The organism is Brevundimonas subvibrioides ATCC 15264, from assembly GCF_000144605.1.
Taxonomy (GTDB): Bacteria; Pseudomonadota; Alphaproteobacteria; order Caulobacterales; family Caulobacteraceae; genus Brevundimonas; species Brevundimonas subvibrioides.
The window spans coordinates 3,050,650-3,076,231 of sequence record NC_014375.1; the positions used below are offsets into that span (position 1 = coordinate 3,050,650).

The window sequence follows — 25,582 nt, forward strand, 5'->3', positions numbered from 1 at the left end:
TCCGGACCGTTTCATGACCATCGCCGCAGCCCTGCTCTACGCCCTCGCCTCGGGCGCCCTTCAGACTGCGCCCGTGCAGACCGCCCCCCAGACGCCCCCCGTTCCCACGGCCGAGGACGAGCAGGATCAACAGCCGTCCGGCGCGCCCGCGACGACGGATGACGAAGACGCGGACGTCGTCGAGGACGTCCTGGTCACGGGCGCCAGGGCGCGCGGCAGCGTCCGCGGCGACATCGAACCCGACATCACCCTGACCTCCGAGCAGCTGGCGGCCTATGGCGCCACCAACGTCGCCGAACTGCTGGCGGCGGTCGAACCCCTGACCCGCAGCGGTCGCGGGCGCGGCGACGGCGGACCGGTGGTGCTGCTGAACGGACGTCGCACCTCCGGCTTCCAGGAAATCCGCGGCATTCCGTTCGAGGCGATCGAGCGGTTCGAGATCCTGCCGGAAGAGGTCGCCCTGACCTATGGCTTCGCGGCCGACCAGCGGGTGGTCAACATCATCCTGAAGGCCGATTTCCGCCAGGGCTCGCTGCAGGGACGCGTCAGCGGACCGTCGCAGGGGGGTCGCACGACCACGGGCGCCCAGATCAGCGCCTTCCAGGTCAACGTCCGCGACCGCTGGAACTTCGAGCTGGAGCAGACCCACAATACCGCCCTGTTCGAGGACGAGCGCGACATCAACCGCTCGCCGGGCTCCCAGCCGTTCGACCTGATCGGCAATGTCGCGGGCATTCCCTACGGCAGCCAGATCGATCCGGCCCTGACGACTCTGGCAGGCACGCCCGTCACGGTCGCCGCCAACCCCGGTGTTTCCAACCCGACCCTGGCCCAGTTCGCGGCCGGCGCGAACGCCCCGCGCACGGGTGACCTGGGGGCCTATCGCACCCTGCTGCCGCGCGGCGACACCACCCGGCTGACGGCCTCGTGGGCCCGCGACCTGAACGAGACGATCAAGGGCACGGTCAGCCTGAGCCTCAACGACACCGCCAGCTTCAGCTACCTGGGCTTGCCGGGCGTGACGCTGCAGGCCCCGGCCGGCCGGAACGGTTCGCCCTTCTCGCGCGACGTGGCCGTCTATCGCTACATCGCCGATCCCGGTGCCGTGACGCGCGACAGCGAGACCCTGAGCGGCAATCTGGGCCTGCTGCTGGACGGCTATCTGGGCGACTATCGCTGGTCGGTGTCCGGGGCTTACGACCGGGTCGAGACGGACACGACGACGGGCCGCGGGCTCGACGCCACGGCGGCGCAGGCGGCCGTGACCGCCGGGACGCTGAACCCCTTCGGGGCCCTGAGCCCGTCCAGTTTCACCCGTCTGGTCGACACCGCCAACTCGGTCGCCAGTGGCGGAAACCTCGAGGCCGTCGTGAGCGGCGACCTGTTCGAGGCCCCCGCCGGCGGTCTGAACATGACGCTGAAGCTGGGGGGCGACACCCGCACGCTGGATTCGGAAAGCACCCGGGCCGGCCTCTTCAGCGCCCGCTCGATCGGGCGCGACCGCGCCTATGGTCTGGCCAACTTCACCCTGCCCGTTTCGGACCCCAGCCGCGAGATCCTGGGCTTCCTCGGTGACCTGTCGGTCAACTTCAACGCCGGCTACGACCACGCGTCGGACTTCGGTGGCCTGATGACCCTGGGGGCCGGATTCAACTGGGTTCCCGCCGATCCGCTCAGCGTCATCGTCAGCTATACGGACGAAGAGGGCGCGCCGACGATCCAGCAGCTGAACGACCCGGTCATCACTACGCCCAACGCTGCCGTGTTCGATTTCCGCACCGGCCAGACGGTTCTGGTCAACCGCATCGACGGCGGCAACGCCGGCCTGGACTCCGATAACCGGAACGTCTGGAAGGTCGGCCTGAACTTCAAGCCGTGGTCGGCCCGGGACTTCAGCGTCAGCACCAACTACACCAGCACCACCATCGAGAACGCGATCAGCGCCTTCCCGACCATCACGGCCGATCTGGAGGCCGCCCTGCCGTCGCGGTTCACCCGCGATTCCTCGGGTCAGCTGATCTCGATCGACGCCCGCCCGCTGAACTATTCGGAGACGCGCCGCGAGGAGCTGCGGACCGGATTCAACTTCTCGCGTGCCTTCGGAACGCCGACGCCTCCGGCCGCCGGCGCGCCCGGCGCGGGCGGCATGCCCGGTCTGGGCGGCGGCCGTCCGGGTGGCGCGGGCGGCCCGCCTGCGGGTGCCGGGGGCGGCCAGGGACGTCCGGGCGGCGGCACCATGATGTTCGGCGGTGGTGGACGCGGCGGCTTCGGCGGCGGACAGCCGGGCCAGGGGCGCTTCAACCTGTCGGTCTATCACACCTACCGTTTCACCGACCGGATCGTGATCGCCGACGGCCTGCCGGTCCTCGACCTGCTGGACGGCGCCGCGACCGGATCGCGTGGCGGCACGCCCCGCAACGAAGTCCAGGTCCAGGGCGGCGTGTTCAAGAGCGGCCTGGGCGCCTTCGTCAACGCCAACTGGCTTGAGGGGACCGAGGTCGACGGCGGCCTCGGCGGATCGGACCTGACCTTCGGGTCGCAGACGACCGTGAACCTGAACGTCTTCGCCGACCTGTCGTCTCGCCCGACCTGGGTTGCCAAATACCCCTGGCTGAAGGGGTCGCGCATCAACCTGGGGATCCAGAACCTGTTCGACAGCCGTCAGGACGTCCGCTCGTCCACCGGCGACGTCGGCTTCAACTACCAGCCTGACTTCCTCGACCCCCAGGGCCGGGTCGTCACCCTGACCTTCCGCAAGATCCTGTTCTAGATCGTCCATCGATGCGCCGTCCGGGTTCGTCCCGGGCGGCAAGCGGTTCATCACAAAGGACACGAAGAGAGCCACAAAGGGCACGACGAGTCCTGTGACGTTGCCCGCACCAGTCCTGTCTTCGCCCTTGGATCAATGCGGCGTACGCCGCGAACGATGCACCTTGAAAGAAGAGATCGATCTCAAAAGCGACTCCGCGCCCTCCGTGTCCTTCGTGGCTGCCTTGGTGCCCTTTGTGATGAACCTTCTTGCCCCGGCACCTCGCCGGAAGGATCAGCGGCAGGCTCAGCCCACCGGGCGGCGGCGCTAGCTCTCGCCCCAGCCCCGCACCGATGCCCCGCCGAACACGACCTGGCGGCGCATCTCGCGCGACTGCAGCCCATAGATCAGCCGGGGTTCCGGCGCGCTGACGGCGTCCAGCGCCGCCCGGTGCTCCGGCGACAGGACCACGTCCAGCGCCGCGACATTGTCCGCCACCTGGGCCGCCTTGCTGACGCCCATCAGGGTCGAGGCGACGCCGGGACGGCCGATCACCCAGGCCAGGGCGATCCGTGCCGGGCTCTCGCCGGCCTCGTCCGCCACGCGGCGCAGTTCATCGACGATGCGCCAGTTCCGCTCCGTGAACAGGCTGTCGCCGAAGGGATTGGCGCCGTCCAGCCGCTTGTCGTCCTCGGGCCGCTGCCCGGTGCCCGTCGCCGCCTCGCGCGGCAGGCCACCGGCGCGCGGGGCCCCGGCCTCGACCGTCGCCCGGTCGTACTTCCCGGTCAGCAGGCCATAGGCCAGGGGACTCCAGGGCTGCAGACCCAGACCGAACTCGGCCGCCAGCGGGACGTGCTCGTCCTCCACGTCCCGGTTGGCGAGGGAATAGAAATACTGCAGCGCGATCGGCCCCGGCATCCCGTGGGCCCGGGCCAGGGTGGCCAGCTGGGCCACGTACCAGGCCGGCGTGTTGGACAGGCCCCAGTAGCGAACCTTGCCCGAGCGAACGAGGCCGGACATCGTCTCCAGCAGTTCCTCGGCCGGGGTCACCCCGTCCCAGACGTGCAGCCAGTACAGGTCGACATGGTCGGTCTTCAATCGCTTCAGGGACCCGTCCAGCGCCGCGTGCAGATGCCGCGCACCGGCACCGCCGCTGTGCGCCCCCGCCCCGGCCGCGAACCCGGCCTTGGTCGCCACCACCATCTGGTCGCGCAGGCCGCGCGCGGCGATGAATTCGCCCACCATCTCCTCGCTTCGGCCGCTGGAATAGACGTCGGCGGTGTCGACGAAGTTGCCGCCCGCCTCGACATAGGCGTCGAACACCGCCTGCGACCCCTCCTCGCCCAGGCCCCACCGCGCCATGCCGAAGGTCATGGTGCCCAGCGCCAGAGGGCTGACGACCAGGCCCGAACGACCCAGGGTGCGATAATCGGAGAGCGGCATACGGCGTTTCCTAGTGATTGCTACAGAACCCGTAGTCGCCCTTGCCGTTCCGCGTCAAGAGTTTCATATTGATCGTTATGGAAACGATGACGCAGCCTCGAAAGAAGACCGGACGGCCGCTGTCGTTCGACCGCGACGCCGCCCTGCATGCGGCCATGCTGACCTTCTGGCGGCATGGCTATGAGTCGACCTCGGTCGCGGACCTGACCGCCGCCATGGGCATCACGCCCCCCAGCCTCTATGCGGCGTTCGGCGACAAGAAGCGGCTGTTCCGGGAAACCGTGGCGCTCTACCTGTCCGGCGAACCGCCCGAGGCCACGATCGCGGCGGCCCCGTCCGCCCGCGCGGCCGCCGAGCGTCTGCTGACCGCCTCGGCCGAGGGCGTGACGGGCGACAACACCCCCACGGGCTGCCTGCTGGCCACCTCGGCGCTCAGCTGCTCGACCGCCGCCGCCGACGTCCAGGCCGAGATCGCCGCGATCCGCCACGGCATCGAGGGGGCCCTGCGCGCGCGGATCCAGAAAGACATCGACCGCGGAGCCCTGCCGGCCGACACCGACGCCGACGCCCTGGCCGGCCACATGATGGCGATGACCCAGGGCCTGTCGACCCTGGCCCGCGACGGGGCCTCCCGCGAAAAGCTGCTGCGCGTGGCGGCACAGGCGATGCAGGTGTGGCCCCCGCAGGGATAGCATCGCATTGAACAGGAATAAATTCCTTACTGCCCCTTGAAGGCACCGCAACGCCGACCATTTGCGGAGCGGTCTTTGACATCCGAACCCGGTGGCGCACCCGACGAAGGACGCCCGACATTTCCGATAATCATGGCCGGGGTGCCACCCGCGCGTCCGCAAGCCTCTGATTTCCTTAAAGCGGTCCCGGCGATTGGCACGCTGGCACCCTGTTTTTCTGGCATGCCACCCCTCTCACAGCCCGTGACGGCTCCCCGCCGGCCATCGCCTTCGACAGCCGAGGCGCGGTCGATGCCTTTGAGGCCGAACCCCAAAAGCGGCCCGGCGCCTGCCGGCTCGTTCACCTTTGGGGCGGGGAAGAACCGACGGCGTTCGATCCAGGCGGACCCTGGCCTCATCGCCACGCCTCAGCCCATTCCCCGACATGGCGCAGGGCTTGAACCGACTGCATTGCCGCGGTGCCGCCCAAGCGGATCAGTAGATCCAGAACACCTCGTCGTTCTCGGTCCAGCCGACAACAATGTGGCCTTGTTCCTCGTCGTCTCCGATCCACCGATACCGGACCATCTCGCCTCCCGTGACTGACCACTGCTCGACCGGTGCGAAGACGTGTTCGGGTCGGACGCCCCATGACGGGGCCGTCTCCCCGCCCGCGGCGATGATCTCGGACGCCAGCAGGCTATCCGGCAGATCAGCGTCGGCGCGGCGAAAGGCGCGGCGCAAGCGTGCGGTCCGGGCGTCCTCGGCCATCACGGGCTGGGTCAGATAGGTCGAGCCCGGGGCAAGCCCCTCGGCGATGGCGAGGGCCAGGTCCTCCAGCGGCGGCTCACCGTCCTCGTCGGTATTGCAGACAGCCAGGACCTGGATGCCCGATCCGCCGAACGCCATCGTCTGGGAAACGAACCCGGGCACGGCCCCGGTATGGTGATAGAGCGACTGACCGCGACACCGCTCCAGAAAGACCCCGGCTCCGTAAGGCGCAGCGCGGCCGGTGCGGAGGCTCCCCGGCTGCCAGGCCAGGGCTGCGGTCTCCGGTGACATCAGGGTCGAGGCGGCGACGGCCTTGCACCAGGGCGCCCAGTCCAGAGCGCTGAACAGGACACCGCCGTCGGCGGCGCGGCTCATCTCGTCCTCCATCTGGTCAGCCTTGGACAGCTTGTCGCCGCTCAAGGTGAAGCCCTGCGCGCGGGCGGCGATGTCAGTCGCGGTCGCGTCCGGGCGCGCGAAGGGAAGGCCGGCGGGGGCGAAGACTCGCTCGCGCAGATAGTCGGCATAGGTCATTCCGCTGACTGCCTCGATCAGCCAGCCGAGGACGAGATAGTTCGTGTTGGAATAGGCCCAGGACTCGCCGGGCTCGAAGTCGCGGCCCTCTGACACCGCATCGAAGACCATCCGTCGGCTGACCGGTTCGGACCAGTCCTCGACCTGATCCAGATAGTCCGGCAAGCCCGAGGTCTGGTGCAGCAGGTTTGCGATCGACGTCCGGGCCAGCACAGGGGGCAGACCGGTCACATGGGCGCCAAGTCGATCGTTCAGGGCGATCCGGCCCGCCTGCAGAAGTTGAAGCACCGCCAGGCCCGTGACGAATTTGCCGTTCGAGCCGATGTGGAACAGCGTTTCCGGCGTTACCGGTCGGCGCGGGGAGCGTCGGGCGTCGCCCCAGGCAAAGACCCCGGCGGGCTCGCCGTGGCGGGCGGCCACCACCACCCCGCCCACGCTGCCGGAGCCGCTCACGAGCGCGCCGAGGGTCTCGGCCACGGTTTCAGGCAAGGGCGGCGGGGATCCATCGCCCGCGACGTCCGGCTGCGGTTCCGACACTGCATCCGGTCCACAGCCTGCAAGGCCTATCCCCGCAAGGGCCGCTCCCACCAGTCCTCGTCGGTTCAGCATGTTTTCCCCCTGATCGCGTGGCGGAAGAAACGGCGCGTGGCAGCGACAGTCAATGTGACGAGTTCTGACGGCGTCGGTGTTCCACCCGGGCGAGCGCTTGTCTTTCCAATTCCCCGGCCGCTGCCGAAACGGTGCCGCGCAGACCGCTCCAAAGCCCACGGAAAGCGGAGGACGCCGCGCATCCATCGACGCGATGGGGCGCAGACAGGCCCATCGCAGACGTCCTCATTCCACCCCTGTCCGTCATTCGGCCCGTCCGTCTCGGCGACCTAGCCCTCCGACGCCCCCGGCCCCCTACGCCCCCAGCGGCGCTTCGGCTCTTCGCCGTTCGCCTTCAGGGTGATCTCCTTCAGCTTGCGGCCCTGCATCGACGACAGGGCCTGGCCCGGCGCGCCCTTCTCCGGATCGCCGAAGGCCCGGCCATAGGTCTTGATGCGGTCCGTGACGCCCTCGATGAACTCGCCCTCCCATTCGGACAGGGCGATCCCGGCCTTGTCGGCCGCGCGCTTCGCGCGTTTGAGCGCATTCAGGGCCTTGCGGCGCGCGGCCTCGCGCTCGGCCTCGAACGGGCTGGGCGCGGGCTTGTCCTTCTTCTGGAACCCCAAGCCGGGCTTGAACCCGGACGAGCGCTTGAGGGACCCGCCCCCCTTGTCCCGGGGTTGGGTCTTCGGACCGCCCGTGATGGGCGTCCGCTTCAGGATCAGATCTCGCCGAGCGCCGACAGATACAAGTCCAGGATCGCGTCCTCTTCCTGGCGCTTGGCCTTGTCCTGCTTGCGGATGCGGATGACCTTCCTCAGGATCTTGACGTCGTAGCCCTCGCCCTTGGCCTCGGCGAAGACCTCCTTCATGTCTTCCATGACGGCGGCCTTGTCTTCTTCCAGACGCTCGATCCGCTCGATGATGGTCCTCAACCGGCCCTGGGCCGCCGAGTTCAGAACGTCGGGCGAAGCGTCGAAGGAAGCGTCGTCGGCCATGGGGAAGTCTCCGGAAAATCGAGCGGGGACGCTAACCATGTCCCGGCCCCCGGCTCAACGCCGGACACGAAAAAGGCCGCGGACAAGGTCCGCAGCCTGTGGATCGTTGGAAGCGCGCCCGTCGGGCGCGCGCCAGTCAGCCCTGCTTCGCCTTGAAGCGCGGGTCGGTCTTGTTGATCACGAAGACGACGCCCTTGCGGCGCACGACCTTGCAGTCGCGGTGACGGGTCTTGAGCGACTTGAGCGAGCTGCGGACCTTCATGGTCGGAAATCCTTGGTGGCGCTGAACGCTCGCCGCTCGGCGGCTTGCGGCTTCAGCGCGGGCTGGAGGCAAAACGAAAACAGAAAAGCCGCAAGGAAGCCCCAGCGGCGGAGGCGTGCGTATAGCCACGCCCCCTGCCTGCGTCAAGCCGCGTGGCCTACTGCTTGTTCTGCTCGCCGCCCGACAGCACGGCGGCTTCGGCCGGCGACGCCGGGGCGGCGACCTCCTCGGCCGTGGCGTCGGCCATGGCGTCGGGCGCGGGAGTCACGCCGCCGTCCGTGGGCAGTTCGGTCGGGCCTCCGACGGACGGAGCCGTCGTCGATTCGATCGGCTGTTGCGGAGCGGCCGTGGCGGGCTCCTCGGCAGCGGGCTGGCAGGCCGCCAGGGCCAGGGCGGTCAGGGCGGCAAGCGATGCGGACGTGATACGCATGGTCGGTCTCCTCGAATGGATCGGCGTTCGATGACAAACGGCCAAGCCCGACGAAGGGTTGCGTTCCCCGCCCTGCGGCGGTCAGTCGCCGACGAAATCCTGGGCGAACTCCGGAGCGTCTCCGTCCTCGATCGGATCCTCGTCGTCCGGCCCGGACCGCGACGGGTCCGGCACCTCGAACCCTGTCGGCAGCGACAGGTCGAGCAGGCCGGCGGCCTTCATCTCGGCCGCGCCCGGCAGGTCGTACAGGCTGGCCAGACCGAAATGCTCGAGGAAGCGGTCGGCGGTCGCATAGGTGACCGGGCGGCCGGGCGTCCGCCGGCGTCCCCGCAGTCGCACGAACCCCATCTCGAGCAGCAGATCGAGCGTCCCCCGCGAGATCGACACGCCCCGCACGCTCTCGATCTCGGCCCGGGTGACGGGCTGATGGTAGGCGATGATGGCCAGGGTCTCGAGCGCGGCCTTGGACAGGCGGCGCGGCTCCTCGCGCTCCTCGGTCATCAGGAACGACAGGTCCGCCGCAGTGCGGAAGGCCCAGCGATCGGCGACGCAGGCCAGTTCGACCCCCCGCCCCTCATACCGGGCCCGCAAGGCGGCGATGGCCCGGCCGGCGTCGGCCCCCTCTGGCAGGCGGCGCGCGATGTCGGCCGCGGACAGCGGGCCGACGGCGGCGAACAGCAGGGCCTCGACCCGCCGCTCGATCTCGGCCTCGTCGGGGGCGAAGGTCAGGCCGCTCACGGCGTCAGCTCCAGTGGCTGTCCCAGACCACGCCGCTTCAGCCAGACTTCATCGAACGCCTTCTCCTGGCGGACATCCATGGCCCCCTCCTTCACCAGTTCGAGGCCGGCGGAGAGGGTGGAGGCGGTCAGGGAGGCCTGCGAGGGCCCCTCCCCGTCGCGGACGGGTGCCACCCGCTCCAGCGGGGTCCAGTCGGACAGCCGGGGCAGGATGTCGCGCAGCCAGTCGCGGGCCTCCTCCAGCGGATAGGCCTCGACCCGCTGGCCGGGATTGTAGTGGCGGGCCTGTTCGCGGCGGCGCTGGCCGACATAGGCGGCCATCAGTTCGTACAGGCTGGCGTCGATCCGGTCGGACGGGACGATCACCGTCGCCTGCGGGTCGCCCCGCATGAAGACGTCGCGCTTCAGCTGGGGCCGGGCCTGCAGGGCGTCCGAGGCCTTGCGCATCGCCTCCAGCTTCTGCAGCCGGAAGGCCAGGGTGGCCGCCATCTCCTCGGCCGGCGGTTCGTCGCCCTTGCCCTTGTCGGTGCGCGGCAGAAGCAGTCGGGACTTCAGATAGGCCAGCCACGACGCCATCACGAGATAGTCGGCCGCCAGCGAGAAATTGCGCCGCCGCGCCTCGTGCACGAAGGCCAGATACTGCTCGGCCAGCCGGGTGATCGACAGCTTCAGCAGGTCGACCTTCTGGTTCCGCGCCAGGGCCAAGAGGACGTGCAGCGGGCCTTCGTAGCCGTCCAGATCGACCACGAAGGCGTCGCGGTCGTCGACCTCGGCCACCGCCGTGAAATCCAGGTTGGGCTGGAAGGTCTGGCTCATTCCGCTGGCCTACCGCGCGGTCGCGCTGCTTGAGGCGGGCTCACGCCTGCGCCTCGCCGACGTCCGGCCCTTTCGAGGCCTCCAGGCGACCGGCCAGCATCGCGTCGAACCGGCCCCGGGCCTCGAACACGTCCAGAGGCTCGGGCGTATGGACGATCCGGGCCAGGGCAGCTTGCGCGCGGCGCGCCGCCCCACCCTTCAGCCGGCCGACGCCCTCGGCGACCTGACGCATCTGGTCCATCTCGCCGTTCCAGTGGATCACCAGATCGCATCCGGCCTTCAGCGATTTCTCGGCCCGCTCGGTCAGGGTGCCGGACAGGGCATTCATGACCAGGTCGTCGGACAGCAGCAGCCCGCCAAAACCGAGGTGGTCCCGGATCATCCGGATGGCCTTCCGGGACTGGGTCGCGGGACGCTTCCGGTCGATGGCGGTGAAGACGATGTGGGCCGTCATGCCGATCGGCATGTCCGACATGGCCTTGAACGGCGCGAAGTCCCAGGCGTCCAGCGCCTCCAGCCCGGCGTGGACGGTCGGCAGTTCCTTGTGGCTGTCGGCGAAGGCTCGGCCGTGGCCGGGCATGTGCTTGATGACCGGCAGGACGCCCCCGGCCAGCAGGCCCTCGGCCACGGCCCGGCCCAGCTGCGTGACCGTCGCCGGATCCTGGGCATAGGCCCGGTCGCCGATGATATCGTGAGCGCCGGCCGTCGGGACGTCCAGGACAGGGGCGCAGTCGATGTTGATGCCGACCGACTTCAGGTCATGGGCCATGAGCCGTCCGCCCAGCCGGGCCAGTTCGCGGGCCGTCAGCGGATCGTTCGTGGCCTTCAGATAGGCGTCGCCCGGCGGGTATTTCGGCCAGTGCGGCGGGCCCAGGCGCTGGACCCGTCCGCCCTCCTGATCGACCAGAACCGGCGCGTCCCAGCCGACGCTGTGGCGAAGCGCGTCGGTCAGGCGCAGGACCTGTTCCGGGCTGTCGACATTGCGCCGGAACAGGATGAAGCCCCACGGCCGGGCGTCGGCGAAGAAGGCGCGTTCCTCTTCCGTCAGCACCAGCCCCGAGCAGCCGTAGATGGCGGCGGTGGTCAAATCCCTACCGCACCAGGCAGTCGCCGCCGCCCGCCTTGATCGCCGAGCAGAAGCTGCGGGCATCCTCGGCGCTCAGGCCGGTGAAGGTGGTGCGATAGACGGTCGAGCCGTTGGACGCCGTCACCTCCTGCACCCGCTTGGTGGCGTTACGCGCGAACTGCGGGAAGCGCGCGGCCATGGCGGCGTACTCCCGATCGGCGATGGCGGTCGAGGAGAAGGCACCGATCTGGACGGCGGCCGATCCGCCCGCGCCGTTGGCGGCCGTGGGAGGAGGTGTCGTCGCGGCGGGGCGCGTCGGCGCGGGTGCCGGTGCCGGTGCGGGCCGGGTCACGGGCGGCGTCACGGGAGCGGCATCAACCGGGCGCGGCAGGGGCCGGGGCTGGGGCGTTTCGGGCGGTGCCGTGAACTGGGGCGCGGTGGCCGTGTCCTCGGCCTCGTCGTACAGGCCGACGCCGGATTCGGGATTGACGGGCTGGGCGTCCTCGGTCGGCTCGACCCGGATCTGGGGCACCGGCGTACCGATCGCGGGGGGCGCGTCGTTGGAGGACCGCAGGCCGGAACGGTAGAACAGGACCACGGCGATGATCAGCACCAGCAGCACGCCGGCGCTGACGATCAGGGTGACCGGCGGAGCCTTGGCCGGCGGGCCGCGACGCGCGTCGAACCCACCCCGGTTGAAGGGCAGATCGTCGTCGGTCGGGGGCGTATAGGCCCCGCGTTCCCGGGGGCGATGATCGTCGTCGTGGGACATGGCGTTTCGTCTCCATCGGACCGGGCGCGAATCGATGCGGCGGCCGCCCAGTCTAGCCCGTCCCGACCCCTTCGTAGAATCAGAGATCGAGGCCGATGTCGAGGTTGAACAGCTTGGAGTGCTCCTCGATCGCAAAGCGGTCGGTCATACCGGCGATGTAGTCGCAGACGGCCCGCGCCCGACGGGCCTCGGTACCCTCGGCGGCGAAGGCCCACTCGGTCGGCAGAACCTCGGGTTCGGCCATGAACAGCTGGAACATCTCGGCGAGGATGCGCCGGGCCTGGCTGCGGGTTCGGTTGACGCGGTAGTGGCGATACATCCGCTCGTACAGGAACCGTCGCAGCACCCCCAGATCAGCCAGCATGCCGGGCGAGAACTGGACCAGGGCGCGGGGGGCGGTGCGCACGGCCTGGACCGAGTCGACGCGGTGTTCGGCCAGCAGGCGGGTCGTCTCGGCCAGGACGTCGTCGACCATGACGCCGATCATGCGCCGGACCGCCTCCAGCCGGATCATTCGTTCGTCGACATCAGGCCAGTCGCGGCGCGTCGCCTCGAGCACCGGCCCGATCAGCGGCACCCCGGCCAGATCGGCGAGGGTGAACAGACCGGCCTGAACCCCGTCGTCGACGTCGTGGTTGTTGTAGGCGATGTCGTCGGCGATGGCGGCGCACTGGGCCTCCAGAGAGGCGAACCCGTCCAGCGACAGATCCCAGCCCCGGCCATAGTCGGCGATCGCCTTCCAGGCCGGATCGTCCAGCCGGTGCGTGACCGGGCCATTGTGCTTGATGACGCCTTCCAGCGTCTCCCACGTCAGGTTCAGGCCGCGCCAGGCCGGATAGCGGACCTCCAGGTCGGTCACGACGCGGAAGGTCTGGACGTTGTGATCGAACCCGCCCCAGGCGACCATCTGGGCCTGCAGCTCGTCCTCGCCGGCATGACCGAACGGCGGATGCCCCAGGTCGTGGGCCAGGGCGATGGTCTCGGCCAGATCCTGATCGAGCCCCAGCGCGTGCGCCAGCGACCGGGCGATCTGGCTGACCTCCAGACTGTGGGTCAGGCGGGTGCGGTAGTGGTCGCCCTCGTGCGCCACGAAGACCTGGGTCTTCTCCTTCAGACGGCGGAAGGCGGTGCAGTGGATGATGCGGTCCCGATCGCGGGCGAAGGCGCTGCGCGTCCGGCTGGGCGCCTCGGGGATCAGGCGTCCGCGCGAGGCGTCGGGCGTCTCGGCATAGGGACTGTGCGGCGTTGAGTGTCTCACGATGTAAGGCTTCATCCGTCCGGCCTTTGCGAACCGGCCTTTGCGGTCTCATATAGGGCACCATGACCAGCGTCCAATCCGAGGCCCCGACCTTCACCCTGTCGACCCGCGCGCCCGAGGGGATCGTGCTGGCCGACAGCGCGGCGAAGCGCCTGGCGAAACTGGCCGAGATCGAGGGTCATCCCGTCCTGCTGCGCGTGGCCGTCGAGGGCGGCGGCTGTTCGGGCTTCCAGTACCGGCTGGATCTGGTCGAGACCGGCGAGGCGGACGATCTCCGCATCGAGACGGCCGGCCAGGCGGCGCTGGTGGATCCGGTGTCCGTTCCCTTCCTGAAGGGATCCGAGATCGCCTGGGTCGATGAGCTGGCCGGGGCCCAGTTCGTCATCCGCAACCCGAACGCGGCGACCAGCTGCGGCTGCGGGGTCAGTTTCTCGATCTAGACCTCTCCTCCCCGTCCGAAGGATGGGGCTGCGGGCGGCTCGTATGCGAGCCGTCCTCCGTCGCGGCGCGGCTTCGCGCCGTGACGGAGGGGGCGAGACGGTGTCTGGGGTGAGGGCTTCGGGTGCTCGCCTGGCGAGACCCGGTCGCCCCCTCCGTCACTTCGCTACGCTCCGTGCCACCTCCCCATCGCCCTTCGGCGATGGGGAGGAGACCGCGGGCACGCATCATCGCTCTTCCGCTGTGAACGGGTCGGGGAAGCGGCGGAGCCAGGGCGATCTCGCCCGGGACCGTGACGACCGCCGTCGCCGACGGCCGCCTGTAGAAGAGTTTCGGCGTGGTCGCCGTGGCTCCGCTCGACCGGTTTTCGCAAGCGTTCGGGGGCGGGATGTCTTGTGTCGGGCAACGCCGGGGGCCTCTTCCCCGACGCCTTGGTGCTGTCCCGATTTGTCCCTTTCCGAGTCTTAGCCCACGACAGGCGACGACGCCCAGTGCGCCGCCGGACCCGGGGTTTCGCCCCGGCATGCCCTGCGATCGACCCCGCCGCGCGTCCGGGTCCTGGGCCCAGGACGCCTTCCCCTCGCAACGGGACGGCAAAAGGATAAACGCGTTTCCGATGCAGGCGCGTCCGGACGCTGCCTGTGAGGATCTGGCATTGATCGGATTGGGGAATTCGGGGCCAGCGCGGACAACTCGACGGTAGGGAGCAGACACAAACCGTCTCCCTCCCCCTCGGGGGAGGGCAGGTCGCGCAGCGACCGGGTGGGGACGGCTAGGCAAGGCCGCACCGACCTGAGTCTGGCTCGCCTTGCCCGCCCCACCCGGTCTCCGCTGCGCTCCGACCCCCCTCCCCGATCGGGGAGGGAGACGGTTTTCTGCCGCTACACCGGCATCCGCATGATTTCCTGGTAGGCCTGAATCACTTGGTCGCGGACGGCGATGACGGTTTCCAGCGAGGCTTCGGCGCTGGAAACGGCGGTGACCATGTCGATCATGGAACCCTGCCCCTGGACCGCCTGGGTCATCTGGGTCTCCGCCGCACGGGTCTGCTGCGTCATGTTGCCCATGACGCCCTGGAGCATCTGCGAGAAGTCGGGCCCGCCCGCCACGGCCGCGCCGGCGCTGGCCCCGCCGGTGCCCTGCGTGGCCGCATAGGCCCGTGCCGCCATCAAGGGGTTCATCAGTTACGTCCTAGCGTTTCAGGATATCGAGGGTGCGGCTTTCCATCGTCCGCGCGGTCTCGATGACGTTCAGATTGGCCTCGTAGGCGCGCTGCGCCTCGCGCATGTCCATCGACTCGATCAGGCTGTCAACATTGGGCCGAAGCACATAGCCGTCGGCGTCCGCGGCCGGGTGCGAGGGGTCGTATTCGCGACGGAAGTCGCTCTGGTCGGGCCGGACCTCGGCCAGGGACACACCGGTCGCGCCGTCGATCTGGCGCGCCTCGAACACGGGGATCTGGCGGCGATAGGGCTGGCCGCCGGCGGTACGGGCGGTGGATTCGGCGTTGGCGATGTTCTCGGCGATGATCCGCATGCGCGACTGCTGGGCGGTCAGGGCCGAGGCCGCGACCGCCATGGCGCTGTTGCGGGGTGCCCCGTTCCGGCCGTTGACGGGATCGGTCATTCAGCGTGCCCCCTCACCGGCCCGGCGCCTTGGCGGCCATGCGCAGCATCGACATCGACTTCTGGTACAGGCCGATGGCGGCGTCGTAGGCCATGCGGCTCTCGGCCATCTTCAGCATCTGCTCCTCGACGACCACCGAGTTGCCGTCGAGCGTCGTCTCCGAATCCGGGGACGCCGAAGAGGTGAAGCGGGCTACGGGCGCTCCGGTCGTCAGGTGGGCGGCATTGGTGCGCGCCATGCCCAGACCCCCGCCCTGGCGCATGGCCGCGGCGAAATCCGTCGGGGCCTTCAGGTCCCTGGCCACGTAGCCCGGCGTGTCGGCGTTGGCGACGTTCTGGGCGACGACCCGCTGGCGCTCGTCCAGCCAGGACAGGCGGCCCTTGATCTGGCCCAGCAGCGGGATGTCGGCGACGCCCATCTGGATCGTCCTCGCAGGTCTGTTCGGGCCTGATTCCCGGCGTCGGCGCGAACGCCTCAGCCGACCACGCCCGTGATAGGCAGAAAATGCCGTCTGCGTGGTTAACAGGGGGTTATCTAAACGCGGCGTTAACCCTGATCGTTAAGTCTCGGCGGGCTTTCCGGGGCCGCCACAGCATGAACTTCCTCGATCTCGCGCGGGCCATCTTCGGCCTCGCCTTCACCCTGGGCCTGATCGGCCTGGCCGCCTGGGCGGCGCGTCGCTACGCGCCCCAGATCATGGCCAGGCTGAGCGCCGAGCGCGGCGAACGACGGATGACGGTCGTCGAGACCCTGGTGCTGGATCCCGCCCGGCGTCTGGTCCTGGTCAAGATCGACGACGAGGAGCGGCTGATCCTGCTGGGCGAGGGGCGCGAGCTGATCGAGCCGCGGGGGGACGGGAAATGAGGGGCGGCGATATCGTCTCCTCCCCGTCGCCGCTTGGCGATGGGGAGGTGTCTCGCAGCGAGGCGAAGAGACGGAGGGGTTCTTCCTCGCGTCAAGAACCCCTCCGTCACGGCGCGAAGTGGCGCCGTGACACCTCCCCACGCCTTCGGCGCGGGGAGGAGACGTGGTTCCAGATCCCCAGCCGCGCGGAGCTGAAGAACGCGCTCAAGCTGTCCGTGCTGACCACGCTGATCTGCCTGGCCTGGCCCATCGCGGCCTTCGCCCAGGACGCGGCGGCGGCGGCGCAGTCGGGGGCGGCGATCAATCTGGACCTCGGCACCGGGGCCGGGCTGACCGAGCGGGTGGTGCAGCTGGTCGGCCTGATGACCGTCCTGTCGCTGGCCCCGTCGATCGTCATCATGACCACCAGCTTCGTGCGGATCATCGTCGTCCTGTCGCTGCTGCGGACCGCCCTGGGCATGCAGCAGTCGCCACCGAACGCGGTTCTGGTGTCGCTGGCCCTGTTCCTGAGCGCCATCGTCATGGCCCCGACGTGGCAGGACGCCTATGATTCGGGCATCCGGCCGCTGATGGATCAGCAGATGGAACTGCCCCAGGCGTTCGATCTGGCGTCGGAACCTGTGAAGACTTTCATGCTGGCCCAGGTGGACCAGGGGGACCTGGCGCTGTTCACCCGGTTGAGCCGGATCGAGGCCCCGACCCAGACCGTCGACCTGCCCCTGCGGGTGGTCACGCCGGCCTTCATGATCAGCGAGCTGAAGAAGGCCTTCGAGATCGGATTTCTTCTTTTCGTTCCGTTCCTTGTGATCGATCTGGTGGTCGCCAGCGTGCTCATGTCCATGGGCATGATGATGCTGCCGCCGGTGGTGATTTCCCTGCCGTTCAAGCTGATCTTCTTCGTCCTGGTGGACGGCTGGAGACTGGTGGCCGGAAGCCTGGTCGAGAGCTTCCGACAGGCCTCCGGGGCGGGGTGAATCCCCACCCTCAAAGGCTTTCCGCGCCGTGGCGCTTGCCAAGCCGACCAAAAGGCGTGTTGATCCCCCCGTCATCGCTCGGGAATCGAGCGAGCTTTTCGGGAAACGACCCTTATGACCACCCAAGCTGAACTCATCGCCGCCGTCGCCAAGGACGCTGGTGTCTCGCAGGCCGACGCCGGTCGCGTGCTGGAAGCCTTCGTCAAGAACATCCATTCCTCGCTGATCGCCGGTGGCGACGTTCGCATCTCGAACCTGGGCGTCTTCGACACCGCCGCCCGCGCCGCCCGCGAAGGCCGCAACCCGGCCACGGGCGCGACCATCAAGATCGCCGCGTCGAAGGCCGTGCGCTTCCGCGTGTCCAAGCCGCTCAAGGACGCGGTCAACAAGTAGGACTGAAAGCCTAGCCGCCCGCGGGTCTCGCGGCGGCTTGAGGTGCAGGACGGGCGGGCGTCGTGGCAGCACGATTCCCGCCCGTTCTTTCTCTGAGCTGGGTCTTCATCTGGGCGACCCAGCCGGTGAAGGTATCGGCCGAGGCGGTCAGCCCGGCAAAGTCCTGGGCGCTGGCGGCGCCCGCCATCCCGTCCAGACCATCGAGCGCGATCCGGAGCGCCGGACCCGACCGGGCCCCGGCCTCGAATGGCGCATAGTTGCGCGACAGGCGGGCCAGCGAGGCCGCGTCGCGGGCCAGGGAATAGCCCACGCCTGCCCGGATCACCCGGCTTTCCTCGTCCGGCGTCAGGGCCGTGGCCGTGTCCTTGAACCGGTCGCCCAGCCGGGCCTCGTACAGGGCGGCCGCGCCGGCCCAGTTTTCCTGTTTCCAGAAGATCTCGGCCCGGACATCGCGCGAGGCGGGGCTCTGGTCGTCGGCGAGCGTCTCGAGCGCGTGGTCGAACCGGCCCAGATCCATCAGGGCGCGCGCTTCCAGGGCCCGGCGCTCGGCGTTCAGGGCGGTGGGCAGCAGGGTGGTGCGCGAGGCCCAGATGGCCTGCAGCGCCGGTTCGGGCTGGTGGTCCATCAGATAGACGGTGGCCAGGTCGGTGGCGACCTGGGCCTTGGCCACGCCCTCCAGCCGGTTGTCGACCTGGTGCTTCAGCAGCTCGGCCGCCTGGTCCAGCAGATCGACGTCGATCAGCCGTCGCGCCAGACGCCGGACCATCTCGTCGCCGTCGGCCCCGACCGGCGTCAGGTCGCGGAAGTCATAGAACAGCGCCAGCGCCTGGACCGGCTGAAGCCCGTCGGCCGCGCCATCGAGGAACAGGGCCCGGAAGGCGTTCTGCAGATCGGCCTGGAGCTCGACCGCGCCCGGCAGGTCGCCCAGCCGCTTGCCCGCGCCGCGCAGGGCATCGAGGGCCTCGCGATAGCGACCCTGGGTCAGATAGAGGCCGCCCAGCGTGCGGATCACGGCCAGTTCGGTCGCGTCGCCGCGCCAGCGCCACTTGAGCTGTTCCAGCTGGGCCGCCGCCTCGACGGGCGTCATCGTGCCCTTGGCCAGCTCGATCTTGATGACGCCCAGCTTGGCGGGCGTGGCGATCCCGTCCAGCGGGGCGCGCGCCACGGCCTTGTAGACGGCCAGGGCCCGGTCGGTCTGACCATCGAGCTCGAACAGCCGCGACTGGACCAGGCGGGCGGTCAGCTGGTCGGCGGCCGGGGCGTTCTGGGAAAAGCTGTATTCCAGCAGGGCGCGCGCCGCGGCCAGATCGCCGGTCTCCAGCGCCGCCATGGCATGGGCGGCCCCGAAGCGGGCGCGCCATTCGGTCGGGAACTGGTCGATCACCGAGGCCCCGCCGGCGAAGGCCGCGCGCGCCGCCAGCCAGTCGCCCTGTTCCGCGGCCAGGTAGCCCTGCCAGACCTTGGTGGCGGGATCGTTGGCGAGGGAGCCGGCGGAGAAATCGAGGGTCGCCTCCTCCAGCCGGCCGATCGCGGCCCGCGCCGCGCCGCGCAGGCCGCGAACCTCGGGCTCGCCCTGCATGGCGGGCGTCTCGGCGATCAGGGCGTTGACGACGCCGATGGCCTCGTACCCCAGGCCGGAGCCGACCAGGAAGCGGGTCAGGGCCATCCGCGCCTCGATAGGGGCGCGGGGGTTGTCGGTGGCGGCGATGGTCTCCTGCGCCGCCGCGTCCTGAAGCTTGCGATAGCGGGCGGCGAAGCCCTCCGCGCCGGGGTTGGCCCAGTCGGACAGGATCAGGCCCGGGAACGGAGCCTTGCGCGGGCCCGTGTCCTCGGCGGGCGCGGCCGCGTCGAGCGCATCGGAGGGGGCCGACAGCAACAGGCCGCCGGGTCGGGTGAGGGTGACCAGATCGCCTTCGGCCCGGATCGACAGGTCGTCGGTGGGGGTCTCGACCGCCAGACCCTGGGCGGTGGGCAGCAAGGTCAGGTCGACGCTCTGGCGCCGGTCGCCGAACCCCTTGCCGGGGGCCAGGGCCGTGACGGCGGCGAACCGGTCGCCGACCATCGGATCGGTCAGCCAGATGGCCTTGGTCGCGCCCGCCATACGAGCGATGATGGCGGCGTCGGTGGTGTCGTCGCGCGTGACCTCCACCCCCCTCGCGGCCCCCTGCGTACCGCCGATGACGACGGTCCAGGTCGCGCCCTCGCCCACGGCGGTGACGGCCTGACCCTCGGGCACCGAGATCCGCATGGCCGTATAGTCCGGCCCGACCGCCCAGCGCGCCTCGCGCCCCGGGCCCAGGTCGGTCGCCTTCGACAGGTCCATGCGGGCGGCGGTGTCGAACACGACCCAGACGGCCGCGCCGCGCCGGAAGACCGCCGCGCCCACGGGGGCCGCCCAGCCGAACTTCAGGGCCACCTGCTGGTCGGTCTTCGTCGCCGTGACCGGCACGACACCGCCCGAAGGGACCGCGCTGGCCGGAGCCGCGGTCGCTGCGGCCGATCCGGTAGGATAGAGGTTCAGCCACACGGCCCCGTCGGCCGTGCCGGAGCGGGCCTCGGCCCCCTCGGCCAGGGTCAGGACGAGTTCGGTCGCGTCCAGGGCCGCGCGGGTCTCGACCTTCTCGACGCCGGGGGGCGGGTCGACCTTCAGGCGGGTGACGTCCGGCGCGGCGGTCGAGCCGATGCGCACGATGACGCTCTGTCCGTCGCGGCGGATGCGCGCCCGGGAGCCGACGACGCCGGCGAACTCGACCCGGGTGAAGCCCTGGTTGGCCCCGATCCGGATGGTGATGGGGTCGAGGGCGGCGGTGACTTCCTGCGCGATCGCGGGAACGGCCCCGGCGATCGGGGCGAACGCGATCGTCCCGGCGGCGCCGAGCGCCACCGTGGTTCGTCCTAACGCGGTCCTGGAGCGGGCAGCGGCCATACGCGCGCACACTCGCGCGAACGCCCTTTCGACGCGGTTAACGGCTTGTGACCGATCGGCCCTTGAAGCGTTGTCCAATAAGGCCGACGTGATGCCGGTCAGGAGTTCAGAATGTCATCCCCCGCCGCCCCCGAATATCCCAGACTGTCCACGCTCTCGACCGGCCTGCGGTGCCGCTGTCCGCGCTGTGGCAAGGGACCGCTGCTGCAGGGCTATCTGACCATCCGCCCGGCCTGCCCCGCCTGCGGTCTGGACTACAGTTTCGCCGAGCCCGCCGACGGCCCGGCCTTCTTCGCCATGTCCGCGATCGGCATCCTGGGCATGATGGCCTTCATGGGGTTCGAGTTCACCGTCCACCCGCCGATCTGGGTGCATTTCGCGGTCACCTTCCCGCTGATCGCGGCGGCGTGTCTGCTGGTCCTGCGGCCGTTCAAGGGCTGGCTTGTGTCGGAACAGTACGTCCACAAGGCCGCGCCGCCCGAATGGGAAAGCACCGGCGGCCACGGCGACGGGACGAAGTGGCGCTAGCGCCGTCCGTCCTGACGAAGCGTCTCCAGATAGGCGATCAGATCGTCGATTTCGCCGGCCCGGAAGGCGAAGGCCGGCATCTCGGGATGCGGCGTCAGAAGGCCCTCGGCCATGGCGGTCTCGAGGTCCTCCAGCGAGCGACGCCTCACGACGTCACGAAGGGGTGGCGCGGCGGCATGGGGACTGTCTCCAGAAGTTCCCACCGCATGGCAGCCGGCGCAGACCCCGTTGGCGATCCGGGCCCCTCTGGCGGTCGCCTCGCGATCGCGGGCGGACGCCCCCAATAAGATCGGGACGGAGGCCGCCTGGGCGGCCGGCCGGGGCGGGGTCGGCGCGGGGGCGCAGCCGAGGATCAGGATTCCGGCCAACAGGCTGGCGGCAGCGGTCGTGGGCAGGCGCATGACGGTGGTCCCTCCAGGGGACCACGATGAAGGCCTGGCACCGCCCCCGCCTTGACCTGCGTCAAAGCGGTCGGGCTGGTGCCGCTGCCGGCTACCTCGCCCGGGCTCCGAGAGCCGAGACCTCGCCCAGCCAGCGCCGCAGTCGCGCCTCGTCGATCCCCTCGACATTGCCCACCAGGGTCGCACGCGTCGGGCCGATGCCGACGAAGGCCAGGATGTTGCGCTTCAGCGCCTTCAGCGAATGCGACAGGTAGAAGCCGCGATAGATCGATGCGGGCATGCCCATGGTGACGATGACCCGGGCGGTCCGGCCCTTCAGCCGGCCGTCGCCGATCGACCGCTCGCCCTGGCCGAAGGCATAGCCCGGACGGAAGGCCTGTTCGAACAGGGCCTTCAGACGCGCGGGCATGCTGCCGAGCCACAGGAGATAGATGATGACGAGATGCTGGGCCCAGGTGATGTCCTGCTGCACGGCCACGACGGCGGCGGGGGTGGACGGGGTCTGCCAGTCGTCGCGCCGCGTCAGATCGGAGAAGTCGAGATCGCACAGACGGACCCGGCGCACCTCATGCCCCGCCCCCGTCGCCCCCGCGGCATAGGACTCGGCCAAGGCATGACAGAAGCGCGCGGGGTTGCTGTCCGGATGGCCGTCCAGGATCAGGACCCGGGTCATGAGGCGCCCGCCCGCTCCGGCCCGCCGGCGACGGGACCGACCCGTTCCACGACATAGGTGTGGGCGCTGTCGTCGGCCGAGAGGATCGAGACGTATTCCCCGACCACGAACCGCTCCTCGCCCAGCCGGAAGCCCCGCGCGTCGAGGTCGTCGCGTCCGTCCAGGTCCAGCCGCCACCGGTCGCCCACGCCGTGATGCAGACGCCCGGTCGCCAGGGTCTCGCCGTCGACGAAGCGGCGGACGTGGCACCGCTCCGGCTCTGCCCGGCAAGCCCGGAGGTCAAGCCGTCCTCCGGCGTCGAGCGGGGCGACGATGTCCCAGCCGTTGCCCGGATCGCCGTTCGGGTGCCCGGGTTCGCGCGCCAGGGCGAGCCGGATATGCTGGAAATCGGTCATGATCTTCCCCTTGGGTTCTGTGGCTGCAACCTTGATGCCGGGAAGGCCGGTCGCGCGCCTTGACCGAAGTCAAAACCGCACCGACCGGGCCATCAGTCGCAGCCCGGCATCGGGGCCCGGCGGCCGAGCGCAGGCCCTATCGAAACGCGGCGGGTCGCAGGCCGTGGCGTCGGAACTTGTCGTAGAGCGTCTTGCGAGGGATCCGGAGCGCCTGGGTGATCGCGCCCACGTCGCCCTGATGGTGCCGCAGCGCTTCTTCGATCAGCTCGCGTTCGAACCGGTCCATGCGGTCGGCGAGGCTGCCGTCGTCCACGGCCACCGTGTCGTTCGCGATCCCCTCCAGTCCGAGACAGACCCGCTCGGCGAAGTGGGCCAGTTCGCGGACGTTGCCGGGCCAGTCGTGATCCATGAGGATGCGGCGCACGCGGGGCGTCATCGCGGGGGGCGTGAGCTGCCGGGTCGCGGCGGCCCGCGACAGAAAGTGGGAAAACAGCAGGCTGACATCCTCGCGGCGCTCGCGCAGCGGCGGGACGACCAGCTTCAGGACGTTCAGGCGGTAGAACAGGTCGTCGCGAAACGCCCCGCGGGCCACGGCGTCCTCGAGGTCCGTCTTTGAAGAGGCCAGAATCCGCAGGTCCAGCGGCCGGGGTCGCTCGGCCCCCAGGGGCTGGATCTCGCGCTGCTCGACGACACGCAGAAGCTTGATCTGCGCCTGTTCCGGCATGCTCTCGATCTCGTCGAGGAACAGCGTCCCGCGATGGCTCTGTTCGACCAGCCCGATCCGCCGGCGCAGGGCCCCCGGAAAGGCCCCGGGCTCATGACCGAACAGTTCGGTCTCGATCAGACCCTCCGGCAGGGCGCCGCAGTTGACGGCGACGAACGGATGGACCCGACGCCGGCCGCTGTTGTGCAGGGCGCGGGCGACGACCTCCTTGCCCACGCCGGTTTCGCCCTCGATCAGGACGTCCATGCCCGCGTCGGCGATCTGGTCGATGACCCCGCGCAACCGCACGATCGACGGACTCTCGCCGAGCAGGGCCAGCGAGGCTTCCGGAGGCGGCAGCGCGGCCGCGAGCGCCCGGTTGTCGAGGACGAGGCCGCGCTTTTCGAGCGCGCGGTTCAGGCTGGTGGCGAGGCGTTCGAACGCGAAGGGCTTGGCGACGAAGTCGTAGGCCCCCTGCGTCAGGGCGTCGACGGCCTCGGCGATGTCGCCATGACCCGTGATCATCACGACCGGCAGGCCGTCGTCGATCGCCTGCAGGCGCGACAGCAGGGCCCGGCCATCGATGCCCGGCATGCGCAGGTCGGTGACGACGACGCCGGGAAAGTCCGGGCCGATCCGTTTCAGCGCGGCCTCGGCCGAGCCGAAGGCCTGGACCTCGTAAGCTTCGAGCGCGAGGCGCTCGTGCAGGGCTTCACGAAAATCGTCGTCGTCATCGATCAGGGCGACGGCGCGGGGGCGGCAGAATTTCATCAGGCCGGCCTCAGGGCGATGACGAAATCCGCGCCGGTCCTGCCGGGCTGCAGGTTCAGCTCGCCGCCGAACCCGGCGATGATATCGCGACAGATCACCAGACCCAGGCCCAGCCCCTTGGTCTTGGTCGTCACAAAGGGGGTGAACAGGGCGTCGGCGACCGACGGATCGACACCCGGGCCGTTGTCGGAAATCGAGATCTCGACCCATTGATCACGGCGCGCCACGTCGATCACGACCTGCGGGCTCTGCACGGCGTGGTCGACCATGGCCTCGAAGGCATTCTGCACCAGGTTGACGATGACCTGCTCCAGCCGGATCGGCTCGGCCAGGACGCGGACGTCACGCAGCCCGGTCCGGACCAGATCGACCATGCCGGCGCGGAGACCGGCCCCCATCAGGAGCATGGCGCCGTCGATCGCCTCGCACGGATTGACCGGCGACACGCCCTGGCTGGACTTGCGCGAGAAGGCGCGCAGTTCGTCCGTGATCGTGCCGATCCGCTCCGTGAGATCGGTCACGCGTCCGAGGTTGCGCCGGACCCCCTCGACATCGCCCCGGTCCGAATAGGCGACCGCGGTTTCCGCATGGGTGCGGATCGCCGCCACGGGCTGGTTGATCTCGTGAGCGACACCGGCGGCGATCTGGCCAAGCGTGGCCAGCTTGTTGGCCTGGACCAGTTCCTCGCGCAGGATCTCGCGGCTGGCCTCGGCGCGTTGCCGCTCGTCGATCTCCTCGCTCAGCCGCGCGTTCGCGGCCCGCAACTCGATGGTGCGCTCGTCGATCCGGCTTTCGAGTTCCGCGCGGGCCGCCTCCTCGGCCAGGGCCTTCGCCATCGCCTGCTGGCGGCGGCGCAGCAGGACGCCCGCGCCGACCGCCAGCAGGGTCACCAGAAGACCGGCGACGGCCCGGGCGCTGGCGACGTTGGCGACGATGGCCCCGCCCACGGGGCTGAGAAGATGCAGGGTCCAGCCGGGGGTGTCGGTGGCGGCCCGCGCGGTCATCCAGTCCTCTGCGGGACCGTCGACGGCCGCGCGAACCATGGTGCGGTCGTCCACCACGGGCGGGTCGAACGGCAGGGGCGCCAGCGACTGTCCGCTCAGGGTCTGGTCCGCCATGATCGACTGCCGCTCGGCCTCCGTCAGCGGTCGGCTGCGGCGGAAGCGCCATTCGGGGATGCTGGTCACGAGGACGACGCCCCGCCCATCCGTGACATAGGCGGGTTCCCCCGACCCCCGCCATTCGGCCTCCAGCGCGTCGAACTCGACCTTGACCACCACGACGCCCAGCGGCGCCGAGGCGGGGCCGATGCGGCGCGCCAGATAGAGGCCGGGCCGACCGCTGACGGTGCCCAGCGCGAAGAACTCCGCCGCGCCGTCGCGCATCGCCCCGCTGAAGTACGGCCGGAAACTGTAGTCGGACCCCACGAAGCTGGTGGGCTCGCGCCAGTTGCTGGCGGCCCGGGCGACGCCGCGACCGTCCAGCACATAGATGGCGGCGGCGCGTGCCTGTTCGGACAGGGTCTGCAGTTTCGCGCTGACCGCATCCGCCCGCTCCGGATCGCGGCTGCCCAGCATGGCGATCACGGCGGGGTCCTGGGACAGGACCAGGGGAAAGGATCGATGCTTCTCCAGTTCGCTGCGCAGCACGGCGGCATGGAGAGCGGCGCCGGCCTCGGCCTGACGCGCCAGATCGGCCTGGGCACCCCGGCGCGCGACCTCTCCGGCCACCGTCATCGCCAGGCCGGTGGCGATCAGCCACATCAGGATCAGCCCGATCCAGACGGGGGACAACCGGGC

General features: G+C 70.0%; 27 protein-coding genes. 7 read left to right on the forward strand and 20 right to left on the reverse strand.

The window, feature by feature from the left end; all coding sequences use genetic code 11:
* The first annotated feature begins 13 nt into the window (after positions 1-13).
* Positions 14-2,770, forward strand: a complete 2,757-nt coding sequence (locus BRESU_RS14880) for a TonB-dependent receptor (protein ID WP_013270384.1) — start codon at positions 14-16, stop codon at positions 2,768-2,770.
* Between the two features lie 306 nt (positions 2,771-3,076).
* Here BRESU_RS14880 and BRESU_RS14885 read toward each other — a convergent pair whose 3' ends face one another.
* The gene (locus tag BRESU_RS14885; protein WP_013270385.1) at positions 3,077-4,192 is read right to left on the reverse strand and encodes an aldo/keto reductase; all 1,116 of its coding nucleotides are present in this window, start codon (positions 4,190-4,192) and stop codon (positions 3,077-3,079) included.
* An 86-nt stretch (positions 4,193-4,278) separates the two neighbouring features.
* On the opposite strand from BRESU_RS14885, the gene BRESU_RS14890 reads away from it, so the two are divergent.
* Positions 4,279-4,884 (forward strand): TetR/AcrR family transcriptional regulator, encoded by a 606-nt coding sequence (locus BRESU_RS14890; protein ID WP_013270386.1) that lies wholly within the window; start codon positions 4,279-4,281, stop codon positions 4,882-4,884.
* A gap of 474 nt (positions 4,885-5,358) precedes the next feature.
* Here BRESU_RS14890 and BRESU_RS14895 read toward each other — a convergent pair whose 3' ends face one another.
* The 10 genes from BRESU_RS14895 to BRESU_RS14940 all read right to left on the reverse strand — a co-directional run bounded on the left by BRESU_RS14895 (position 5,359) and on the right by BRESU_RS14940 (position 13,106).
* The gene (locus BRESU_RS14895; protein WP_013270387.1) at positions 5,359-6,702 is read right to left on the reverse strand and encodes a serine hydrolase domain-containing protein; all 1,344 of its coding nucleotides are present in this window, start codon (positions 6,700-6,702) and stop codon (positions 5,359-5,361) included.
* A gap of 341 nt (positions 6,703-7,043) precedes the next feature.
* Positions 7,044-7,379 carry a hypothetical protein gene (locus tag BRESU_RS14900; protein WP_013270388.1) on the reverse strand — a complete coding sequence of 112 codons (336 nt, stop codon included), beginning with the start codon at positions 7,377-7,379 and terminating at the stop codon, positions 7,044-7,046.
* A 95-nt stretch (positions 7,380-7,474) separates the two neighbouring features.
* On the reverse strand, positions 7,475-7,750 hold the full coding sequence (gene gapR / locus BRESU_RS14905) for a nucleoid-associated protein GapR (RefSeq protein WP_013270389.1): 276 nt from the start codon (positions 7,748-7,750) through the stop codon (positions 7,475-7,477).
* A 136-nt stretch (positions 7,751-7,886) separates the two neighbouring features.
* The gene (gene ykgO, locus BRESU_RS14910; protein WP_008263184.1) at positions 7,887-8,012 is read right to left on the reverse strand and encodes a type B 50S ribosomal protein L36; all 126 of its coding nucleotides are present in this window, start codon (positions 8,010-8,012) and stop codon (positions 7,887-7,889) included.
* Positions 8,013-8,169: 157 nt separating this feature from the next.
* Positions 8,170-8,442, reverse strand: coding sequence for a hypothetical protein (locus BRESU_RS14915; RefSeq protein WP_013270390.1), 273 nt, complete (start codon positions 8,440-8,442; stop codon positions 8,170-8,172).
* An 81-nt stretch (positions 8,443-8,523) separates the two neighbouring features.
* Positions 8,524-9,180, reverse strand: coding sequence for an SMC-Scp complex subunit ScpB (gene scpB / locus BRESU_RS14920; RefSeq protein ID WP_013270391.1), 657 nt, complete (start codon positions 9,178-9,180; stop codon positions 8,524-8,526).
* A complete protein-coding gene (locus BRESU_RS14925; protein WP_013270392.1) occupies positions 9,177-9,995 on the reverse strand; it encodes a segregation and condensation protein A in 819 nt (272 codons plus the stop codon). Before BRESU_RS14925 ends, scpB begins: the two co-directional genes overlap by 4 nt.
* A 40-nt stretch (positions 9,996-10,035) precedes the next feature.
* A complete protein-coding gene (gene nagZ, locus BRESU_RS14930) occupies positions 10,036-11,082 on the reverse strand; it encodes a beta-N-acetylhexosaminidase (protein ID WP_013270393.1) in 1,047 nt (348 codons plus the stop codon).
* A 4-nt stretch (positions 11,083-11,086) separates the two neighbouring features.
* On the reverse strand, positions 11,087-11,833 hold the full coding sequence (locus BRESU_RS14935; protein ID WP_013270394.1) for an SPOR domain-containing protein: 747 nt from the start codon (positions 11,831-11,833) through the stop codon (positions 11,087-11,089).
* A gap of 79 nt (positions 11,834-11,912) precedes the next feature.
* The gene (locus BRESU_RS14940) at positions 11,913-13,106 is read right to left on the reverse strand and encodes a deoxyguanosinetriphosphate triphosphohydrolase (RefSeq protein ID WP_013270395.1); all 1,194 of its coding nucleotides are present in this window, start codon (positions 13,104-13,106) and stop codon (positions 11,913-11,915) included.
* Between the two features lie 47 nt (positions 13,107-13,153).
* On the opposite strand from BRESU_RS14940, the gene erpA reads away from it, so the two are divergent.
* On the forward strand, positions 13,154-13,531 hold the full coding sequence (gene erpA, locus BRESU_RS14945; RefSeq protein WP_013270396.1) for an iron-sulfur cluster insertion protein ErpA: 378 nt from the start codon (positions 13,154-13,156) through the stop codon (positions 13,529-13,531).
* A gap of 879 nt (positions 13,532-14,410) precedes the next feature.
* Here erpA and fliE read toward each other — a convergent pair.
* The 3 genes from fliE to flgB are packed head-to-tail and all read right to left on the reverse strand — an operon-like array spanning position 14,411 to position 15,573.
* Positions 14,411-14,710, reverse strand: a complete 300-nt coding sequence (fliE, locus tag BRESU_RS14950) for a flagellar hook-basal body complex protein FliE (RefSeq protein ID WP_013270398.1) — start codon at positions 14,708-14,710, stop codon at positions 14,411-14,413.
* Between the two features lie 10 nt (positions 14,711-14,720).
* Positions 14,721-15,155: a flagellar basal body rod protein FlgC gene (flgC, locus tag BRESU_RS14955; RefSeq protein WP_013270399.1), complete on the reverse strand. Its 435-nt coding sequence runs from the start codon at positions 15,153-15,155 to the stop codon at positions 14,721-14,723.
* A 13-nt stretch (positions 15,156-15,168) separates the two neighbouring features.
* The gene (flgB, locus tag BRESU_RS14960; RefSeq protein WP_013270400.1) at positions 15,169-15,573 is read right to left on the reverse strand and encodes a flagellar basal body rod protein FlgB; all 405 of its coding nucleotides are present in this window, start codon (positions 15,571-15,573) and stop codon (positions 15,169-15,171) included.
* Positions 15,574-15,749: 176 nt separating this feature from the next.
* Here flgB and BRESU_RS14965 point away from each other — a divergent pair, with 176 nt between their 5' ends.
* From BRESU_RS14965 to BRESU_RS14975, 3 genes are all read left to right on the forward strand, one after another.
* A complete protein-coding gene (locus tag BRESU_RS14965) occupies positions 15,750-16,019 on the forward strand; it encodes a FliO/MopB family protein (protein WP_013270401.1) in 270 nt (89 codons plus the stop codon).
* Positions 16,016-16,993 carry a flagellar type III secretion system pore protein FliP gene (fliP, locus tag BRESU_RS14970; protein ID WP_013270402.1) on the forward strand — a complete coding sequence of 326 codons (978 nt, stop codon included), beginning with the start codon at positions 16,016-16,018 and terminating at the stop codon, positions 16,991-16,993. The genes BRESU_RS14965 and fliP overlap by 4 nt, the downstream gene beginning before the upstream one ends.
* 114 nt (positions 16,994-17,107) lie before the next feature.
* Complete coding sequence (locus BRESU_RS14975; RefSeq protein ID WP_013270403.1) at positions 17,108-17,386, forward strand: HU family DNA-binding protein; 279 nt, start codon at positions 17,108-17,110, stop codon at positions 17,384-17,386.
* A 10-nt stretch (positions 17,387-17,396) separates the two neighbouring features.
* On the opposite strand, the gene BRESU_RS14980 is transcribed toward BRESU_RS14975, so the two are convergent.
* The gene (locus BRESU_RS14980) at positions 17,397-20,270 is read right to left on the reverse strand and encodes a hypothetical protein (RefSeq protein ID WP_013270404.1); all 2,874 of its coding nucleotides are present in this window, start codon (positions 20,268-20,270) and stop codon (positions 17,397-17,399) included.
* Positions 20,271-20,423: 153 nt separating this feature from the next.
* Between BRESU_RS14980 and BRESU_RS14985 the strand changes: the two genes are divergently transcribed.
* Positions 20,424-20,840 (forward strand): DUF983 domain-containing protein, encoded by a 417-nt coding sequence (locus BRESU_RS14985; RefSeq protein WP_013270405.1) that lies wholly within the window; start codon positions 20,424-20,426, stop codon positions 20,838-20,840.
* Here BRESU_RS14985 and BRESU_RS14990 read toward each other — a convergent pair.
* The 5 genes from BRESU_RS14990 to BRESU_RS15010 all read right to left on the reverse strand — a co-directional run bounded on the left by BRESU_RS14990 (position 20,837) and on the right by BRESU_RS15010 (position 25,576).
* A complete protein-coding gene (locus BRESU_RS14990) occupies positions 20,837-21,241 on the reverse strand; it encodes a c-type cytochrome (protein WP_013270406.1) in 405 nt (134 codons plus the stop codon). The genes BRESU_RS14985 and BRESU_RS14990 overlap by 4 nt on opposite strands.
* Before the next feature lie 91 nt (positions 21,242-21,332).
* Positions 21,333-21,914, reverse strand: coding sequence for an NAD(P)H-dependent oxidoreductase (locus tag BRESU_RS14995; RefSeq protein ID WP_013270407.1), 582 nt, complete (start codon positions 21,912-21,914; stop codon positions 21,333-21,335).
* Positions 21,911-22,309 (reverse strand): hypothetical protein, encoded by a 399-nt coding sequence (locus tag BRESU_RS15000; protein WP_013270408.1) that lies wholly within the window; start codon positions 22,307-22,309, stop codon positions 21,911-21,913. The genes BRESU_RS14995 and BRESU_RS15000 overlap by 4 nt, the downstream gene beginning before the upstream one ends.
* Positions 22,310-22,445: 136 nt before the next feature.
* Positions 22,446-23,783, reverse strand: coding sequence for a sigma-54-dependent transcriptional regulator (locus BRESU_RS15005; protein ID WP_013270409.1), 1,338 nt, complete (start codon positions 23,781-23,783; stop codon positions 22,446-22,448).
* A complete protein-coding gene (locus tag BRESU_RS15010) occupies positions 23,783-25,576 on the reverse strand; it encodes a sensor histidine kinase (protein WP_245528572.1) in 1,794 nt (597 codons plus the stop codon). Before BRESU_RS15010 ends, BRESU_RS15005 begins: the two co-directional genes overlap by 1 nt.
* Between the last annotated feature and the right edge of the window lie 6 nt (positions 25,577-25,582).

What these genes read in the sequence shown, in the direction of transcription:
- BRESU_RS14880 (WP_013270384.1), top strand. Translation starts at nt 14, where the DNA reads ATGACCATCGCCGCAGCCCTGCTCTACGCCCTCGCCTCGGGCGCCCTT.
- BRESU_RS14885 (WP_013270385.1), bottom strand. Translation starts at nt 4,192, where the DNA reads ATGCCGCTCTCCGATTATCGCACCCTGGGTCGTTCGGGCCTGGTCGTC.
- BRESU_RS14890 (WP_013270386.1), top strand. Translation starts at nt 4,279, where the DNA reads ATGACGCAGCCTCGAAAGAAGACCGGACGGCCGCTGTCGTTCGACCGC.
- gapR (WP_013270389.1), bottom strand. Translation starts at nt 7,750, where the DNA reads ATGGCCGACGACGCTTCCTTCGACGCTTCGCCCGACGTTCTGAACTCG.
- ykgO (WP_008263184.1), bottom strand. Translation starts at nt 8,012, where the DNA reads ATGAAGGTCCGCAGCTCGCTCAAGTCGCTCAAGACCCGTCACCGCGAC.
- BRESU_RS14915 (WP_013270390.1), bottom strand. Translation starts at nt 8,442, where the DNA reads ATGCGTATCACGTCCGCATCGCTTGCCGCCCTGACCGCCCTGGCCCTG.
- BRESU_RS14925 (WP_013270392.1), bottom strand. Translation starts at nt 9,995, where the DNA reads ATGAGCCAGACCTTCCAGCCCAACCTGGATTTCACGGCGGTGGCCGAG.
- BRESU_RS14935 (WP_013270394.1), bottom strand. Translation starts at nt 11,833, where the DNA reads ATGTCCCACGACGACGATCATCGCCCCCGGGAACGCGGGGCCTATACG.
- BRESU_RS14940 (WP_013270395.1), bottom strand. Translation starts at nt 13,106, where the DNA reads ATGAAGCCTTACATCGTGAGACACTCAACGCCGCACAGTCCCTATGCC.
- erpA (WP_013270396.1), top strand. Translation starts at nt 13,154, where the DNA reads ATGACCAGCGTCCAATCCGAGGCCCCGACCTTCACCCTGTCGACCCGC.
- fliE (WP_013270398.1), bottom strand. Translation starts at nt 14,710, where the DNA reads ATGAACCCCTTGATGGCGGCACGGGCCTATGCGGCCACGCAGGGCACC.
- flgC (WP_013270399.1), bottom strand. Translation starts at nt 15,155, where the DNA reads ATGACCGATCCCGTCAACGGCCGGAACGGGGCACCCCGCAACAGCGCC.
- flgB (WP_013270400.1), bottom strand. Translation starts at nt 15,573, where the DNA reads ATGGGCGTCGCCGACATCCCGCTGCTGGGCCAGATCAAGGGCCGCCTG.
- BRESU_RS14965 (WP_013270401.1), top strand. Translation starts at nt 15,750, where the DNA reads ATGAACTTCCTCGATCTCGCGCGGGCCATCTTCGGCCTCGCCTTCACC.
- fliP (WP_013270402.1), top strand. Translation starts at nt 16,016, where the DNA reads ATGAGGGGCGGCGATATCGTCTCCTCCCCGTCGCCGCTTGGCGATGGG.
- BRESU_RS14975 (WP_013270403.1), top strand. Translation starts at nt 17,108, where the DNA reads ATGACCACCCAAGCTGAACTCATCGCCGCCGTCGCCAAGGACGCTGGT.
- BRESU_RS14985 (WP_013270405.1), top strand. Translation starts at nt 20,424, where the DNA reads ATGTCATCCCCCGCCGCCCCCGAATATCCCAGACTGTCCACGCTCTCG.
- BRESU_RS14990 (WP_013270406.1), bottom strand. Translation starts at nt 21,241, where the DNA reads ATGCGCCTGCCCACGACCGCTGCCGCCAGCCTGTTGGCCGGAATCCTG.
- BRESU_RS14995 (WP_013270407.1), bottom strand. Translation starts at nt 21,914, where the DNA reads ATGACCCGGGTCCTGATCCTGGACGGCCATCCGGACAGCAACCCCGCG.
- BRESU_RS15000 (WP_013270408.1), bottom strand. Translation starts at nt 22,309, where the DNA reads ATGACCGATTTCCAGCATATCCGGCTCGCCCTGGCGCGCGAACCCGGG.
- BRESU_RS15005 (WP_013270409.1), bottom strand. Translation starts at nt 23,783, where the DNA reads ATGAAATTCTGCCGCCCCCGCGCCGTCGCCCTGATCGATGACGACGAC.